Raw genomic sequence first — 14,926 nt, forward strand, 5'->3', positions numbered from 1 at the left:
ATCTATCTCGCGCCCAGTGTCCGTTCGTCCGCCCCGGTTCCCCCGGGGGGGGGCGGCGGGCCCGGCCACCCCCACCGCCCCGGACAAATGCCCGGCCCCCCGGGCCCGTGCCCTGGGTGCTTTGTACGCAAGTTCGCCGCTACTTCAGGGTGTCTGTGAGGGGTTACGGGCCACACGCCGCGGAGTGCGCGACGGGCCGCGTGGACAGCCGTGTGGAACAGGAGGAGGGGCTGAGTACCGCCGGCTCACGGAGCTTCACGGACCTTCACGGAGCTTCACGGTGGTTTCGGGGCTTCACGGAGTCGTCGGGTCGCATGCCTCGGAAACGGCCGGGGTTTCGGTGTTCCGTGCCTTCCGCCGTACCGAGTTCGCGTACGGCGCTTCCCGTCAGTCCTGGTGCCCGCGTCGGCGCCGTCGTGGCGCCCGGATCGGCGTCCGGTTCAGCGTTGGAGCTGAGCCACCGGCGTGAGGGCCCCCAGGGGCTCCGTACCGGGCGCCGCGAGGGCCTCCGGCCCTGAACAGCTTTCGGGTTCCGCGAGGCCTTCCAGGCTGCCGGGAGCGGCGGGGTCCGCCGTGCCGTCGTCCGCCGGCGCGCGGTGGCGGCAGCTCGGCGAGGAGCCGTGCGCCTCGGCGCGGATGCGTTGCTTCATCGTGGGGGGCAGCGCCCGGCTGTAGGACCAGGCCCAGGAGGCCGGGGCCTGGGCGATCGCCGGGGCCGCCACCGAGGTCTCGGTGTTGCGGGCCGGGCCGGCCTGCGGTACCGCGGCGGCCGCGGTGGTGGTGACGAGTCCGAGCGTCGTGCACAGCGCCAGGAAGGCGGTGACGATCGCGCTCCACAGCTTCATGACCTTGTTCTGGGTCACGGCCCCTCACTTTCGGGTCGGGCGATTTGCGTACTTTCCTCATGATGTGTATGCGGGCCGTGAAGTGGTGGACCTGCGCCCGTGGCGCGTTGATGTTCAGATGAACACCACCCGGATGGTCGCAAGTGATCGGGAAAGTCCGTGGATGACCGTAGAAGTCGCAATATGTGGCATGTGATCACCGTGAGATCGGAGCGGTCGCCTCCCGGTCTACCCCCGGGCGCGGGGCCGCAGTTGAGGGCCGATCCAGGTCACCGATCGATATCGGTCGGTGTGTATAGTCGGGCGCCAGAAGTCCCCTACGTCAACGAAGGACGAGGTCGCGCGGTGAAGAAGCTTCTCCTGGTCGCACTGGCCGCCATCGGCGGGCTCCTCGTGTACCGCCAGATCCAGGCGGATCGCGCCGAGCAGGATCTGTGGACGGAGGCGACCGACTCCGTGCCCACGGGTTCGTGAGGATCGACAACAGTCTCGGAGCAGACCCCGGCCGCCTCGCGGTCGGGGTTTTGTGTTTTCCCGGAACCCGGGCCGGTTCACGAAAGCAGGCGAACCGGAACGAATCGGTTGCGGGGGTCGGAGCGGTGACGGTTCGGCCGCTTCCTTTCGGCCGCTCCCAGGCATAGCCCGGGTGTCGCGGTGGCCGACGGTGCAGGATGGTGCGCGCCAGGGGGGCTTTCGACGGGGGGCGCGTGATGGGGCGGCGCACGAAGGGTCGGCGTGCCGGAGGCCGGTGTGCGAGGTCGTGGCACGGCCGGATCCTCGCGGCCACGGCAGCGGCGGCCGCGCTGTGCGTGACCCTCGCACCCGCGGGCCGGGCCGTCGCAGCCCCCCGGACCGCCGCCCCTCGTACCGCCGAGGCACGGACCGCCGATGCGAGGACCACCGCGGAAGGCGTGAGCACGGCCGCCGACGATACGTCCGGGCCGTACGCCTTCGCCGAGGACGCCGACACCGTCAACGGCACGTCCGGCACGACCGACTCCGTACTCCTGCGGCCCGGCCGGACGTACAGGAGCTTCGTCGGGGTTGCGGGGAGGGACGGCAGGCTGTACTACCGCCTCGAACTCGACGCCGTCTCCGACGCGTACGTCTCCGTCACCGCCGTCCCCCGGCCCGGCGCGACCGTCTCCTACTCGGACGGCCTCAAGGTCTCCCTGCAGGACGCCAACGGCCGCAACTGCTCCTTCACCGGCACCGTCCACTTCGGCGCCACCCAGAGCCCGCACCCCATCGCAGCCTGGGCGTCCCGCGAGACGAGCGGTGAGCAGTACGCGTGCCAGGCGGCGGGGACGTACTACGTGGTCGTCGAACGCACCGGAGCGGCGGGCGCGACGAGCGGTACGACGGGTCCTTCGGACACGGGGTCCTCCGCGTCCCGTCCCTGGGACCTCGAGCTCGGCTATGTGTCGGAGCCCGGTCTGAAGAAGGTGTCCGGCCCCACGAGCGCTCCGGAAACCTGGAACTCCGCGTCGCCCGAGGCGGTCGTCGGGGACGCGAAGCACCGCGGCGGCGGCGCGGGATTCAGCGGGGCCGCCCCGCTCGGGCAGGGAGTCTGGAAGGACGGCATCAGCCCAGGACAGACACGCTTCTACAAGGTGCCCGTCGACTGGGGACAGCAGATCTCCGCGACCGCCGACCTGGGCAGCGCGAGCGGTGGGGAGGGCTCTGTCGGCACGGCCCTCGTCATGTCCCTCTACAACCCGGTACGAGGCTTCGTCGACGACGTCGGCTCCGGGTACGACGGCAGCCAGCGGTCCGCCGCGCTCCACCCGCTGCCACCCGTCGCCTACGAGAACCGCTACGCGCTCAACGACCGCGTGAGCGGCATGCGGTTCGCCGGCTCCTACTACCTCGTGGTTCATCTCGCCGCGCAGGTCGCCGAGCGCTTCGGCGAGGGGCCGTTCGGGCTGACGCTGCGGGTGGGTGTCGCCGGAACGGCTGGGAAGGGGCCCGCGTACGACGGGAGACCGACACCCCGGGACGTGTTCGCCGTCCCGGTGGGCGGCTCCGACGACGCGGCCGGCGACGAGACGGCGGACGGCCCGGCCGGCACCGGGAACAGCGGCGGTGACGCCGGCCGCAGCGGGGTCATGAAACTGATCGCCGCGGGCGGTATCGGCGCCGGAACCCTGCTGTCGCTCACGCTGGTGCTGTGGACCGTGATCGCGCGCCGCCGTGCGGGGCGGACCGTCCGGCGCGCACCCGAGGACGCGGACACGGCCTCGGCCTCCCTGCCGATGTCGGCTCCGGCCCCCTGGGAGCACGGGGCGACGCGAAGCCGGTAGCGCCGGCTCCCTCTTTCGCTCTCTTGTACTCAGACCTGGGTCAGCGCCCAGAACCCCACCGCGAAACAGGCCAGTGCGAGCAGCAGCATCGGCATGGCGACCGCTGCGGGCGGCCCCGGGCGCGGCCGTGTGTGCCTCCTGCGGTGTTCCGGACGTGCCGCGGTCTCCGGCGGAACCTGGACGGACCGAGCGGTGTACGAAGCGGTGGAGGCGTACGTGTGCTGCGGCATCGCGGCGGGTGGGACGGGGGACCGGTGCGGGGAGGACGCGTACACGGGAACGGGAGCGGTCGGGGGAGTCGGGGTCGGGGTCGGGTCGAAGGGCGGCGGAGTGAATGGCGCGGACGACGGGGGGAGCGGGAGCGAGGCGGGGGGAGTGGGCGTCTGCCGGTCCGGCCGGGACTCCTGGAAGTGCGGTGTCCGCATGTACGGGGACCGGTCGCCGGAAGGCCCGGTCTGCGGCTGCCGCCGGGGGTCGGCGGGGGCCGCGGGCCGCGGCGGAGGCAGGTGAAAGCTTCCGGTGTCCGACATCGAGGGCGGCCGGGGGGAGGTCCCGGGGGCGGGCTCCTGGGGTGTGTCGTCCGCTGCGGCAGGGGACCGGTCGTCCTGGGCCCCGGGCCGGGGCGGCTGTACGTCGTCGAATGCGCGCCGATGCTGGACGCGGCCGGGCGCGGGCTGAGCCGGTATGTCACCGGGGGTGGGGCGAGCCTGTACGCCATCGGACGCGGGCCGGGGCTGTATGCCGCTGGACGCGGCCCGAGCCGGTATGTAACCGGGGGCGGGACGAGCTCGTACGCCATCCGACGCGGGCCGATGCTGTACGCCGCCGGACGAGGGCCGATCCTGTGCGCCGGGGGACCCGGGCCCAGCCTCTGCGTCGTCGGAGGCGACCGGAAGTCGTATGTGCTCCTGGGCGGGGTCAACTCCCGCTTCCGCGCGGCCCGCTGGGGCCGGCAGGCCGTCCTCGGCGGACCACTGCCCCGAGTCCTGTTCCGCGCCGGTGGAACGGTCCGCCGGTACGCTCCCGGTCCCGAGGCCGCGATGCCCGTCCCCGGAGCCGTACTCGGAGCGGGACGCCTCCTCCGAGCCGGTCGTGGACGTCGAGGCGGGAAGAAGGGCCGAGCGGCCGGAGTCGTCCGAGTCGTATCGCGGGCCGGCGGCTTCGGTGGTGTCCGGAAACCCCTGGGAGGACAGGGTCCGTGAACCTCCCGGCGAATCAGCCCCCCGTCCCGACGGGCCCATGGGCCCGAACCCCTCGGGCAGCGGACCGAGTTGGTCGAAGACCTCGATCAGCTCGTCGTCGGGTCCGGGCTCGGGCAGCAGCTCGACAGCGGCGGCGAGGGCCTTGCGCGCCCCCGTGGCGGTCCGGAACCGGGCGTGCGGATCCGGCTGGAGCAGCATCGCCAGAACCTGCCACAGCGGCTCGGGTATGCCCCGCGGCGCGGACGGCGTGCCGTGCTCGGCGAAGTACTCGATGAGCGCCTTGGCGTCGGGCTTGCTGCCCTCCAGGAGGTACAGGGCGACCAGGCCGACGGCGAACAGGTCGGCGGGGAAATCGGGCTCGGAGCCCAGCATCTGCTCGGGCGCGAAGTAACCCGGCGTCCCCACCACGTAGTTGGTCTCGGTGAGCCGCGGTTCACCCAGCCGCATGGCGATGCCGAAGTCGGACAGACGCAACCGCGGACGGCCCGTGCCCGTCGCTTCGAGGAGCACGTTGGCGGGCTTGATGTCACGGTGCACCACCCCCTCGGCGTGCACGGCGGCGAGACCCGCGAGGAGCTGGTCGGTCAGAACGCAGACGAAAGCGGGAGGCAAGGGGCCGTAGTCGTTGACCAGATGGACCAGGGAGCCCCCGGCGACCAGATCCATCGTGAACAGGACCTTGTCGTCGTCCGCGGCCCAGCTCGCGGGAGCCAGCACATGGGGATGGTCGATCCGCAGCGCCTGTTCCCGCACGAACCGCAGCAGAGCGTGCGCGTCGCTCTGCTGGAGCACCTTGGCGGCCACGTAACGGCGCCGCCGGTGGTCCCACGCGCGCCACACCGCACCGACTCCCCCGCGCCCGATCGGGTCGACCAGTTCGTACCGGCCTGCGAAGACCTCACCCATGGTCGTACGTCGCTCCCCTTCGGCGGTCGGTCCGGAGACCTCTTCCGAGGTGCCCGGCTGCATGACGTGCGGCGGCTGGAAGGCGTCACTGCCTCCAGCGCCGGGCGGTCGGCGGCCGGGCTCGGCTCAGCTCTGGTGGGACTGGTAGTGCGCGACCGCGTCGGACGTACGGCCGGCACCGTAGACCCGGAGGAACTCTGCCAGTTCCGGGTGGGTCGGGGCGAGAGTGTCCGCCGCGTCGATGATGTCTCCGGCCGCGGCCACCGAACGCAGCAGTGACTGGATCTCGCGGACCACCCGCTTGACCGTCGGGGCTCCCGAACTGGTCGTGGACTGTGTGGTGTTGCTGAGCACCGATCCCCCCTGGGACTTCTTGATCTCGTCCATCCGCTCGGTCGCCTCGGCGGCGCTGACGCTCCCGTCGGCGACCTGCCCCGCCAGGTCCTGCAGAAGCTGGACGCGCTGGACCACGGCCGGATTACCGATCTTGGCCCGCTGACCGCTCATCAGCTGCGACAACATGGGTGCGGACAGCCCCAGCACCCCGGCAAGACGCGCCTGGTTCAGACCCAGGTCCTCTATGAGCCTACGGAAGAGCGCCCCCAACGGCTCCCCGTACCAGTTCCGCTGCAGCTCCCGGGCTCTCGCGGTTGCTTCCTGCTGTGCGGCGTCCATTGCGTCTCCCCATCGCTTCCCCAAGTACCGCGGTTCGCGACAGCGAACCACGTCGAGCATCTTACGGAGAGTGGTCGTCCACGGGGACCCCCAATATTTTGCGAGATCCCCTGGGTGACCCGGTACTCTGGTCTGCGGCGCCCGTCGACAGATGGTTCCTGTGGTCGGACGCTCCTCTTACGGGGCCTTAGCTCAGTTGGTAGAGCGCTGTCTTTGCATGGCAGATGTCAGGGGTTCGACTCCCCTAGGCTCCACACACCGGACCGGCCAGACGCCCACAGCGGCGGCTGGCCGGTTTTCGTATGCCCCTGCGTCCGTGTGCGGACCCTGGTGGGGTGGCTCCCTGGTCGGACGGGGTCGCCGGGAAGTGGCCCGCGAAGTGAGACCAGTGACCTGAGTCACAGGGGTGACTTTGCAGAGATTGCAGTTCTTTGCGCAAACGGTACGGGTGATGTGCGGCCCGCGGCCCCGCCGTGCGTACGGCCGACGCGGGGCCGCAGGGGTGACGGGGCTGCCAGGACCCTTGTGTGAGCTGCCGCGCCGGCTGCCCAGTGATCGGTTCGACGCATTCCGTCAACAACATCTCCATGGATGCTGCACACGCGGACCGTTGCAAACGTCATCGTGGGCGGTACGGGTAAATCCCCGCGGAGTGTCGCGGTCGCCCATGCCGGTGTTCCACGTGAAACATCGCGGCGGGGCAGGAGACCCTCAAGTCTCCTGCCCCGCCGCGATGTTGGACGTCAGTGGCGGTCGTCGCGCTCCGCCGCCTTCTCCTCGGCTTCCTTGACCTGGACCTCGGGGTCCAGGTCGGACTGACCGCTGCCGTCGACCGCCGACAGATGCCCTCCCTCGGGCACCTCGGTCGCGGCCGGAGGCTCGACGAGCCAGTCCGGGTTGGCCTGCTTGTCCCACCACTTCCAGGCGGCGAAAGCGCCGCCCGCCAGAAGTCCCAGCACGGCCAGCGTCTTCACGAGACGGCCGGCCCTCGCCCGACGATCGTGCTTGCGAAGCAGCTTCTGGATCTCCTGCGGTGTGACCTGGCCGCGCAGAGCGGCGATGGCCGCCACACCGCGCGCCGCCGCCTCGTCCCGAACGGGCTGGGTCGCGGCCACCGCCTGCTCGATCTTCGGCTTGGAGTAGTCGGCGGCCTGACGAGCCGCCCTGCGGGTGCGGATGGCCGCCTCCTGGGCGACCTGGTCGACCTTCGGCGGCACATGGGTACGGGCCTGCTCAAGGCGCGGTGCGAGATGGGCGTCGTACTGGACGCGGGCCTGTTCGGCGGCCTGCGACACCTTCGGCGCGAGCCGAACACGTGCTTCGGTCGCGTAGTACGAGGCCCTGTCCTTGGCCGTGTCGGCGTAAGGCGCCACCACTTCCGCGGCGTGCAGCACGCTGTCCTTCGCCGAGCCGGTCGCGGCGCGCACGCTGTCGATGCGGGTCACGGGTCTCCTCCTCCTCGGTGGCGTACGTCGGGGGTACCAGGTACCCCCAAAGACACACAGTTCACCTTTCCACCCCTAGGGGGATCATGCCCGCCTATGGGGTCCGGGGCATGTGAGGGCGGGCATCCGTGTCACGGATACCGACTCCCGGAGACTCCAGGGACGGAGCCGGTCAGGTGTCGGTCAGGTGTCGATCAAGTGAGATAGCGGATCAATACGGGGCAACGGGAGCTTGTCGTCGACAATGCCACGGATCGTCTCGGGCCGCTCCCGTCCGGCGCGACTCGACGGGATTTCCGTACGTACGACGTTCCGTATGCCCGACTTTCCGTGGGCACAACGTTCCGTTCGTACCGGGTTCCTCCGAGAGCCGGTATCCGTACGTGCGTCCGGGGGTGGCGGTCAGGGGTCGAGCGGTCCGGTCCGTGCGAGGATCGGGCCGTCAAGAGAAGGCAACGGAAGGCGGATCGTGGCCGAGCAGCTTTACGCCACCCTGAAGACCAGCCAAGGCGACATCGACATCCGGCTCCTGCCGAACCACGCGCCGAAGACGGTCCGGAACTTTGTCGAACTCGCCACGGGTGAGCGCGAGTGGGTCAACCCGGAGACGGGTGTGACATCCATGGACAAGCTGTACGACGGCACGGTCTTCCACCGGGTGATCAGCGGCTTCATGATCCAGGGCGGCGACCCGCTGGGCAACGGCACCGGGGGCCCCGGCTACCAGTTCGAGGACGAGTTCCACCCGGACCTCCGCTTCGACAGGCCCTACCTGCTGGCCATGGCCAACGCCGGCCCCGCCACCAACGGCTCGCAGTTCTTCGTCACCGTCGCCCCGACGGCCTGGCTGACCCGCAAGCACACCATCTTCGGCGAGATCACGGACGCGGCCAGCCAGAAGATCGTGGACGCCATCGCCGGTGCTCCGACCAACCCCCGCACGGAGCGCCCGCTCCACGACATCGTGATCGAATCGGTCGTCGTCGAGACCCGCGAACGCTGAGTCCGCGCCGGGCTCCCGTCCGTGAGTCCGAAGCATCCCGCAGGGAACCAAACGCCCCGTTCATCCGTAAGGATGGACGGGGCGGTGCGTTTGCACCCGGACCCGCCGAGACCGTGTGCGAGCCGTACGGAGATATGAGGGGACCCCATGGACCAGCAGCCGCCCGGCAGCCCGCAGGGCCCGCCGGATCAGGGACCGCAGGACGCCCGGAGCCTGCCCGGCTGCTACCGGCACCCGGACCGCGAGGCCGGTGTGCGCTGTACCCGCTGCGAGCGTCCGATCTGCCCCGAGTGCATGGTCAGCGCCTCCGTCGGCTTCCAGTGCCCCGACTGCGTCCGAGGCGGTTCCGGCACCGGTCACACCCCTGCGGCCAACCAGCCCCGCACCCTCGCCGGCGGCACCGTCGCGTCCGATCCCCGGCTCGTCACCAAGATGCTGATCGGCCTCAACCTGGCCCTCTACCTCGTCCAGGTCGCGGTGGGCGACGCCTTCACCAACAGCTTCGACCTCTTCGGCCGTGCCTGGCTCTCCGGCGAGGTCCAGGGTGTGGCTGAAGGCCAGTGGTACCGCATGGTGACGTCGATGTTCCTGCACGGCGGCGTCATGCACATCCTGTTCAACATGGTCAGCCTGTGGTGGATCGGCGGTCCCCTGGAAGCCGCGCTCGGCCGCGCCCGGTACATCACCCTCTACTTCGTGTCCGGCCTCGCGGGCAGCGCGCTCAGCTATCTGCTCGCCAGCCCCCAGCAGCCGTCGCTCGGCGCCTCCGGGGCGATCTTCGGCCTGTTCGGTGCCACCGCGGTGCTGATGCGCCGGCTCAACTACGACATGCGCCCGGTCATCGGCCTGCTGGTGGTCAACCTGATCATCAGCTTCTCGCCCGGCTTCAACATCGCCTGGCAGGCGCACGTCGGCGGGCTGATCGGCGGTGTGGTGGTCGGCTACGCCATGGTCCACGCCCCGCGCGAGCGGAGGAACCTCGTCCAGTTCGGGGTGGCCGGGCTGATGCTGGCCGCGGTGGTCGTGGCGACGCTGCTCAGGACGACTCAGCTCACCTGAGAGAGAGCACGGCTCACCTGAGACGTGATGTTGTCCACAGATCACGGTGGATCTTGTGCACGCAGCGCGGGAACAACTGTGCCCCCTGTCACTGACCCGGGTTTCCCCAGGTCGGACAGGGGGCGAACAGGTTTGCGGGGGTCGGTGGGCCAGTCACACCGGCGTCAACCGCCCATTAGTTATCCACAGATCGTCTTTCTTTTCCACCTGTGGACAACTCTTGTGGATAACTCAGTGGAGAGCCGTGGGCAGAACTCGTGCCCACGTCGCTTCCAGGTGAGCGAAGGCGGTCACTTCCACTGCGTGGAGACGCCGAACCCGGCCGCGATGAAGCCGAAGCCGACCACGATGTTCCAGTTGTCGAGCGCGTCGATCGGCAGGGTGCCGTCCGTCACGTAGAAGACGACGATCCAGGCGAGGCCGATGAGGAACATGGCCAGCATGGCCGGTGCGACCCAGGTGTTGCTGGTCAGCTTGATGTTGGTCGCCTGCTTCGCCGGGGGCGGCGTGTAGTCGGCCTTCTTGCGGATACGTGACTTCGGCACGAGGGTCTCTCCTGTCGATGCGCTGCGTGGCCGCGCAGGGAACTGGGGCGGGCTCCGGGGCAGCGTACAAGGGGACACTGAGTGCTCCCCCGGGCGTCCGTTAGCGTAGTGCTTCCGCGGCGCCGAAGGAGATAAGGGTACGTTGAGCAATTCTGCCGACTCCCCCGGGACACATTCCAGTCCTGGCGGTACGCACCGATTCCGGCCCGTACGTGTGCTCACGGTGGCCGTCTTCGCCCTCGCGGGCCTCATCTTCTTCACGAGTTTCGATACGGCCAAGGGTACGAACATCCGTACGGATTCGTCACTGCTGAAGCTCTCCGACCTGATCCAGGAGCGCAGCCACAAGAACGCGACGCTGGACGAGTCCAACGGCAGCCTGCGCCGGGACGTGGACGCCCTCGCCGGCAGCGAGGACGGCAACAGCGCGGCCGGTGACGCCAAGCTCGCGGCGCTGGAGAAGAACGCGGGCACCCAGAAGCTCAAGGGCGAGGCCGTCACGGTCACGCTCAACGACGCCCCGCCGAACGCGACGGCGAAGCTTCCCGGCTACCCCGAGCCGCAGCCCGACTACCTCGTCATCCACCAGCAGGACCTCCAGGCGGTGGTGAACGCCCTGTGGCAGGGCGGCGCCAAGGGGATCAAGGTGATGGACCAGCGGCTGATCTCGACGAGCGCCGTGCGCTGTGTCGGCAACACCCTGATCCTCCAGGGACGCGTCTACTCGCCCCCCTACAAGATCACCGCCATCGGGGACCCGGCGAAGCTCCAGAAGTCGCTCGCCTCCTCCCCGGCGATCCAGAACTACATGGTCTACGTCAACGTCTACGGGCTCGGCTGGAAAGTCGAGGAGAACGGGACGGTGACTCTTCCCGGTTACTCGGGCACAGTGGATCTCCACTACGCGAAGCCTGTGGAGTAGGCGCCCGGACCTCGCGGAGCAGTGGGCGAAGCCCGTGGAGCGAACTGCCGCCGGGGGGCCTTGTGTCGGTGCGAGTGTTCGTCAGGACGACCAGTGAGCTGTGTCTGACCGTCGGCACCCTGGTCGTGCTCTTCGTGGTCTACGTGCTGTTCTGGACGGGGGTCAAGGCCGACAGCGCGATGGACCACCAGATCGAAGTGCTCCAGAAGCAGTGGTCGAAGGGTGCGCCGGCCCGGTCGCCGGAGTCCGGGCCGGACTCGTCGGGGGGCACGGGCGGCGGTGGGACGGCCACCGGAAGCCCGAAGGCGCCGGGCCCCTACAAGTACGGCGGCCCGTTCGCGGTCATGTATATCCCGCGTCTTGGTTTCACGTGGAACAAGCCCGTGCTCGAAGGCACGGCCACGCAGGTGCTGAAGCAGGGGCTCGGTCACTACCGGGGGACCGCGCAGCTCGGCCAGGAGGGCAACTTCTCCGTCGCGGGCCACCGGCGTACGTACGGCGATCCGTTCAAGGACTTTCCCGAGCTCCGGCGGGGTGACGCGGTGGTGCTGACGGACGGGACGACCTGGTTCACGTATCGGATCGACAAAGGCCCTTACAAAACAGTGCCCTCCGACGTTGAGGTGATCGACCCTGTGCCACGTAAGTCCGGGTATACGCGTCCGGGGCGCTATCTCACGCTGACCACGTGCGATCCGGAGTGGGGGCACAGCCATCGGTTGATCGTCTGGGCACATCTTGATTCCACACAGCCCGTGGAGGCAGGGAAACCGGCGGCTCTGCGCCGTTAGTCTGTTGGCGTACGGCGACGGAAGGGACGGCATGTACGGCTGGATCTGGCGGCATCTGCCGGGGAGCGTATGGGTGAGGGCGCTGATCTCACTCGTCCTCGTCCTGGCGGTGGTCTACGTGCTCTTCCAGTACGTCTTCCCGTGGGCCGAACCGCTGCTGCCCTTCAACGATGTGACGGTGGACAACCAGTGAGCACGCGCATCCTCGTTGTGGACAACTACGACAGCTTCGTCTTCAACCTGGTCCAGTACCTCTACCAGTTGGGCGCGGAGTGCGAGGTGCTGCGCAACGACGAGGTGTCGACGGCGCACGCCCAGGACGGCTTCGACGGTGTGCTCCTGTCCCCGGGGCCCGGCGCTCCCGAACAGGCCGGTGTCTGTATCGACATGGTCCGGCACTGCGCCGCGACCGGGGTCCCCGTCTTCGGTGTCTGCCTCGGGATGCAGTCGATGCAGGTGGCGTACGGGGGTGTGGTCGACCGCGCGCCCGAGCTGCTGCACGGCAAGACCTCGCTCGTGGAGCACCACGGCAAGGGCGTCTTCGCCGGACTGCCGTCGCCCTTCACGGCGACCCGCTACCACTCGCTGGCGGCCGAGCCGGAGACGGTTCCGGCCGAGCTGGAGGTCACCGCCCGTACCCACGACGGGATCGTCATGGGTCTGAGACACCGTGAACTGCCGGTCGAGGGTGTGCAGTTCCACCCGGAGTCGGTGCTGACCGAGCACGGCCACCGGATGCTCGCCAACTGGCTGCTCGAGTGCGGTGACAAGGTGGCCGTGGCGAGGTCGGCGGGGCTCGCCCCGGTGGTGGGCAGGGCCACGGCGTGACCGCGCTGCGCCCCGAGCGCGACAGCTCCCCCTACGGCGGCGAGGCCGCGTACGGGGGCGCCGGCGCGTTCGAGGCGGCGGTCGGAGGGCTCGCGGACCCGCTGACGGATCCGCTGCCCGGCCAGGGGCAGGGCGTACCGCAGCAGGACTACGGCCAGGGCGGGTACGGACCCGACTGGTACGCCGCGCAGCAGCAGCAGCAGGAGCAGGCCGCACGGATGCAGGCCGCCCAACTGCAGGCGGCCCAGGTACAAGCGGCACAGGCGTATGCCGCGCAGGCGCAGGCCCAAGCGCAGGCCCAGGCCCAAGCTCAGGCCCAGGCAGTCCGGGCGCAGACACAGACGCAGGCGATGCCTTCCACCCCGGCGGCGGCACCGTCGTACGCGGACGAGTACGAGCGGGCGTACGCCCCGCCGTACCAGGAGCCCGCGGTGCCCCACCATCGCGGACCGATGGCCGCACCCGTCGTGGCTCCCATGGCGGAACCGGCCGTGCCGAGCCTGCCGTTCGACGACGAGACGGTCGCGTTGCGTCTTCCCGGCTCGCCCGCGAGGGAGGAGCGCCGCGCGCGAGTGGCCGACAGCGGGACCGGCAACGCTGTCGGGGGGCGTGCGGCCCGCCGTAAGGCCGCTGGACGCCACGGGCGGCCCGGAGGGCCACAGGACCCCCACGAGCCCCAGGAGGCGGCTCAGGACGCCGCTGGAGCCCCGCGGAGCCGGATGGACGCCCGGCGAGCGGCACGGGCCTCGAAACCGGGCGCGGCGGTTCTCGTGAGCCGGATGATCGGCGAGGTGTTCATCAGCACCGGCGTGCTGATGCTGCTGTTCGTGACCTACCAGCTCTGGTGGTCGAACGTGCGGGCGCACCAGCAGGCGGGCAGCGAGGCGAGCAGCCTCCAGCAGGACTGGGCGAACGGAAAGCGCAACCCGGGGACGTTCTCGCCCGGGCAGGGCTTCGCCATCCTGCACATCCCGAAGCTGGACGTGGTCGCGCCGATCGCGGAGGGCATCAGCAAGCCGAAGGTGCTGGACCGCGGCATGGTCGGCCACTACGGCGAGGCGCCTCTCAAGACGGCGATGCCGGACGCCAAGACCGGCAACTTCGCGCTCGCCGGGCACCGCAACACCCACGGCGAACCGTTCCGCTACATCAACCGCCTCAAGCCGGGCGACGAGATCGTCGTCGAGACGCAGGACGACTACTACGTCTACAAGATGGCGTCGATCCTGCCGGTGACGAGTCCGGGCAACACGAGCGTGCTCGATCCGATCCCCAAGGGTTCGGGATTCACCGGGCCCGGTCGCTACATCACCCTGACCACCTGCACACCGGAGTTCACCAGTAAGTACCGGATGATCGTCTGGGGCAAGATGGTCGAGGACCGGCCGCGCGGCAAGGGCAAGCCCGACGCGCTGATGGGCGGCTGAGGACGGACACCAGCGCTCGTACGGACGGACGCGGTGGGCCGGCGGCCCGTGCACGAGAGACAACCTGAGACAGACCAGACGGGGCAGATGAACAGTGGCAGCGAGGATCGACCACGACGAACGCGCCGGATCGGACGCCGGATACACGGTCTCCGGTGACGTGCGTGGCGGGCGCCGGCCCATGGGATGGTTCGCGATGACGGTCAGCGTCTTCGGTGAACTCCTCATCACGGTGGGGCTGGTGCTCGGCCTGTTCGTCGTCTACTCGCTGTGGTGGACGAACGTCGTGGCCGACCGCGAGGCGCACAAGCAGGGTGACAAGGTCCGCGACCACTGGGCGCAGTCGCCGACCGGTCCGGGCGCTCTGGACATCAAGGACGGCATCGGCTTCCTGCACGTCCCGGCGATGAAGAACGGCGAGGTCCTGGTCGAGAAGGGCACGGCGACGAAGGTCCTCAACGACGGTGTCGCCGGCTACTACACGGAACCCGTCAAGTCGTCCCTGCCGATGACCGGCAAGAACGGCAACTTCACGCTCGCCGCCCACCGGGACGGCCACGGCGCCAAGTTCCACAACATCGACAAGATCGGCGAGGGCGACGCGATCGTCTTCGAGACCCGGGACAAGTGGTACGTATACAAGGTCTTCGACATCCTTCCGCAGACCTCGAAGTACAACGTCAAGGTTCTCCAGACGGTCCCGAAGCAGTCCGGCAAGGCGAAGCCCGGCCACTACATCACCCTGACGACCTGCACCCCGGTGTACACCTCCCGCTACCGCTACGTGGTCTGGGGCGAACTCGAACGAGTGGAAAAGGTCGACAACGCCCGAACCCCACCGAAGGAACTGCGCTAGCTCCGTAAGCGCCGTCGCGCCGCACCGGAGTGACGGCAGACAACGGAAGGGGCCCCGGCCCACGCGAGTGGCCACTCTCTTATAGACAAAAGTGAAGCGGGCCCACGGTTATTTTGTGT

The 14,926-nt window shown here is 69.5% G+C and carries 15 protein-coding genes and 1 tRNA gene; 11 read left to right on the forward strand and 5 right to left on the reverse strand.

Annotated features, from left to right (window positions below; genetic code table 11):
- Positions 1-440: 440 nt before the first annotated feature.
- Positions 441-863, reverse strand: coding sequence for a DUF6344 domain-containing protein (locus ACFXGX_RS08850; protein ID WP_384786793.1), 423 nt, complete (start codon positions 861-863; stop codon positions 441-443).
- A 327-nt stretch (positions 864-1,190) separates the two neighbouring features.
- Here ACFXGX_RS08850 and ACFXGX_RS08855 point away from each other — a divergent pair, with 327 nt between their 5' ends.
- Together ACFXGX_RS08855 and ACFXGX_RS08860 are read left to right on the forward strand one after the other, a co-directional pair.
- Entirely contained in the window at positions 1,191-1,319 is a 129-nt protein-coding gene (locus ACFXGX_RS08855) for a DLW-39 family protein (protein ID WP_003999697.1), read from the forward strand.
- Between the two features lie 236 nt (positions 1,320-1,555).
- Positions 1,556-3,148 (forward strand): hypothetical protein, encoded by a 1,593-nt coding sequence (locus ACFXGX_RS08860; RefSeq protein WP_384786796.1) that lies wholly within the window; start codon positions 1,556-1,558, stop codon positions 3,146-3,148.
- Between the two features lie 29 nt (positions 3,149-3,177).
- On the opposite strand, the gene ACFXGX_RS08865 is transcribed toward ACFXGX_RS08860, so the two are convergent.
- Together ACFXGX_RS08865 and ACFXGX_RS08870 are read right to left on the reverse strand one after the other, a co-directional pair.
- The gene (locus ACFXGX_RS08865) at positions 3,178-5,256 is read right to left on the reverse strand and encodes a protein kinase (RefSeq protein ID WP_384786799.1); all 2,079 of its coding nucleotides are present in this window, start codon (positions 5,254-5,256) and stop codon (positions 3,178-3,180) included.
- A gap of 126 nt (positions 5,257-5,382) precedes the next feature.
- On the reverse strand, positions 5,383-5,931 hold the full coding sequence (locus tag ACFXGX_RS08870) for a transcriptional regulator (protein ID WP_037614940.1): 549 nt from the start codon (positions 5,929-5,931) through the stop codon (positions 5,383-5,385).
- A gap of 181 nt (positions 5,932-6,112) precedes the next feature.
- Between ACFXGX_RS08870 and ACFXGX_RS08875 the strand changes: the two genes are divergently transcribed.
- A tRNA-Ala gene (locus ACFXGX_RS08875) sits at positions 6,113-6,185 on the forward strand.
- Positions 6,186-6,674: 489 nt separating this feature from the next.
- Here the strand turns inward: ACFXGX_RS08875 and ACFXGX_RS08880 are convergent.
- Positions 6,675-7,376 carry a DUF5324 family protein gene (locus tag ACFXGX_RS08880; RefSeq protein WP_355762032.1) on the reverse strand — a complete coding sequence of 234 codons (702 nt, stop codon included), beginning with the start codon at positions 7,374-7,376 and terminating at the stop codon, positions 6,675-6,677.
- Between the two features lie 469 nt (positions 7,377-7,845).
- Here ACFXGX_RS08880 and ACFXGX_RS08885 point away from each other — a divergent pair, with 469 nt between their 5' ends.
- Both ACFXGX_RS08885 and ACFXGX_RS08890 read left to right on the forward strand, forming a co-directional pair.
- Positions 7,846-8,379, forward strand: a complete 534-nt coding sequence (locus tag ACFXGX_RS08885) for a peptidylprolyl isomerase (protein ID WP_384786803.1) — start codon at positions 7,846-7,848, stop codon at positions 8,377-8,379.
- 147 nt (positions 8,380-8,526) lie between these two features.
- Positions 8,527-9,438: a rhomboid family intramembrane serine protease gene (locus ACFXGX_RS08890; protein ID WP_384786806.1), complete on the forward strand. Its 912-nt coding sequence runs from the start codon at positions 8,527-8,529 to the stop codon at positions 9,436-9,438.
- 290 nt (positions 9,439-9,728) lie between these two features.
- Here the strand turns inward: ACFXGX_RS08890 and crgA are convergent, their stop codons facing one another.
- On the reverse strand, positions 9,729-9,983 hold the full coding sequence (gene crgA, locus ACFXGX_RS08895; protein ID WP_326786732.1) for a cell division protein CrgA: 255 nt from the start codon (positions 9,981-9,983) through the stop codon (positions 9,729-9,731).
- A 142-nt stretch (positions 9,984-10,125) separates the two neighbouring features.
- Between crgA and ACFXGX_RS08900 the strand changes: the two genes are divergently transcribed.
- The 6 genes from ACFXGX_RS08900 (at position 10,126) to ACFXGX_RS08925 (ending at position 14,807) form a co-directional block, all read left to right on the forward strand.
- Entirely contained in the window at positions 10,126-10,905 is a 780-nt protein-coding gene (locus ACFXGX_RS08900) for a DUF881 domain-containing protein (RefSeq protein WP_384786810.1), read from the forward strand.
- Between the two features lie 68 nt (positions 10,906-10,973).
- Entirely contained in the window at positions 10,974-11,696 is a 723-nt protein-coding gene (locus ACFXGX_RS08905; protein WP_384786813.1) for a class E sortase, read from the forward strand.
- Between the two features lie 31 nt (positions 11,697-11,727).
- Entirely contained in the window at positions 11,728-11,889 is a 162-nt protein-coding gene (locus ACFXGX_RS08910) for a hypothetical protein (protein WP_339130468.1), read from the forward strand.
- Entirely contained in the window at positions 11,886-12,524 is a 639-nt protein-coding gene (locus ACFXGX_RS08915) for an aminodeoxychorismate/anthranilate synthase component II (RefSeq protein WP_384786816.1), read from the forward strand. Before ACFXGX_RS08910 ends, ACFXGX_RS08915 begins: the two co-directional genes overlap by 4 nt.
- Positions 12,521-13,951, forward strand: a complete 1,431-nt coding sequence (locus ACFXGX_RS08920; protein ID WP_384786819.1) for a class E sortase — start codon at positions 12,521-12,523, stop codon at positions 13,949-13,951. Before ACFXGX_RS08915 ends, ACFXGX_RS08920 begins: the two co-directional genes overlap by 4 nt.
- A 94-nt stretch (positions 13,952-14,045) precedes the next feature.
- A complete protein-coding gene (locus tag ACFXGX_RS08925; RefSeq protein ID WP_384786822.1) occupies positions 14,046-14,807 on the forward strand; it encodes a class E sortase in 762 nt (253 codons plus the stop codon).
- Positions 14,808-14,926 lie beyond the last annotated feature (119 nt).

It is taken from the genome of Streptomyces sp. NPDC059371 (genome assembly GCF_042751995.1).
Lineage (GTDB): Bacteria > Actinomycetota > Actinomycetes > Streptomycetales > Streptomycetaceae > Streptomyces.

Excerpts from the sequence above, each read along its gene's own strand:
- ACFXGX_RS08865 (WP_384786799.1), bottom strand. The coding sequence starts at position 5,256 with ATGGGTGAGGTCTTCGCAGGCCGGTACGAACTGGTCGACCCGATCGGG.
- ACFXGX_RS08870 (WP_037614940.1), bottom strand. The coding sequence starts at position 5,931 with ATGGACGCCGCACAGCAGGAAGCAACCGCGAGAGCCCGGGAGCTGCAG.
- ACFXGX_RS08890 (WP_384786806.1), top strand. The coding sequence starts at position 8,527 with ATGGACCAGCAGCCGCCCGGCAGCCCGCAGGGCCCGCCGGATCAGGGA.
- ACFXGX_RS08910 (WP_339130468.1), top strand. The coding sequence starts at position 11,728 with ATGTACGGCTGGATCTGGCGGCATCTGCCGGGGAGCGTATGGGTGAGG.
- ACFXGX_RS08860 (WP_384786796.1), top strand. The coding sequence starts at position 1,556 with ATGGGGCGGCGCACGAAGGGTCGGCGTGCCGGAGGCCGGTGTGCGAGG.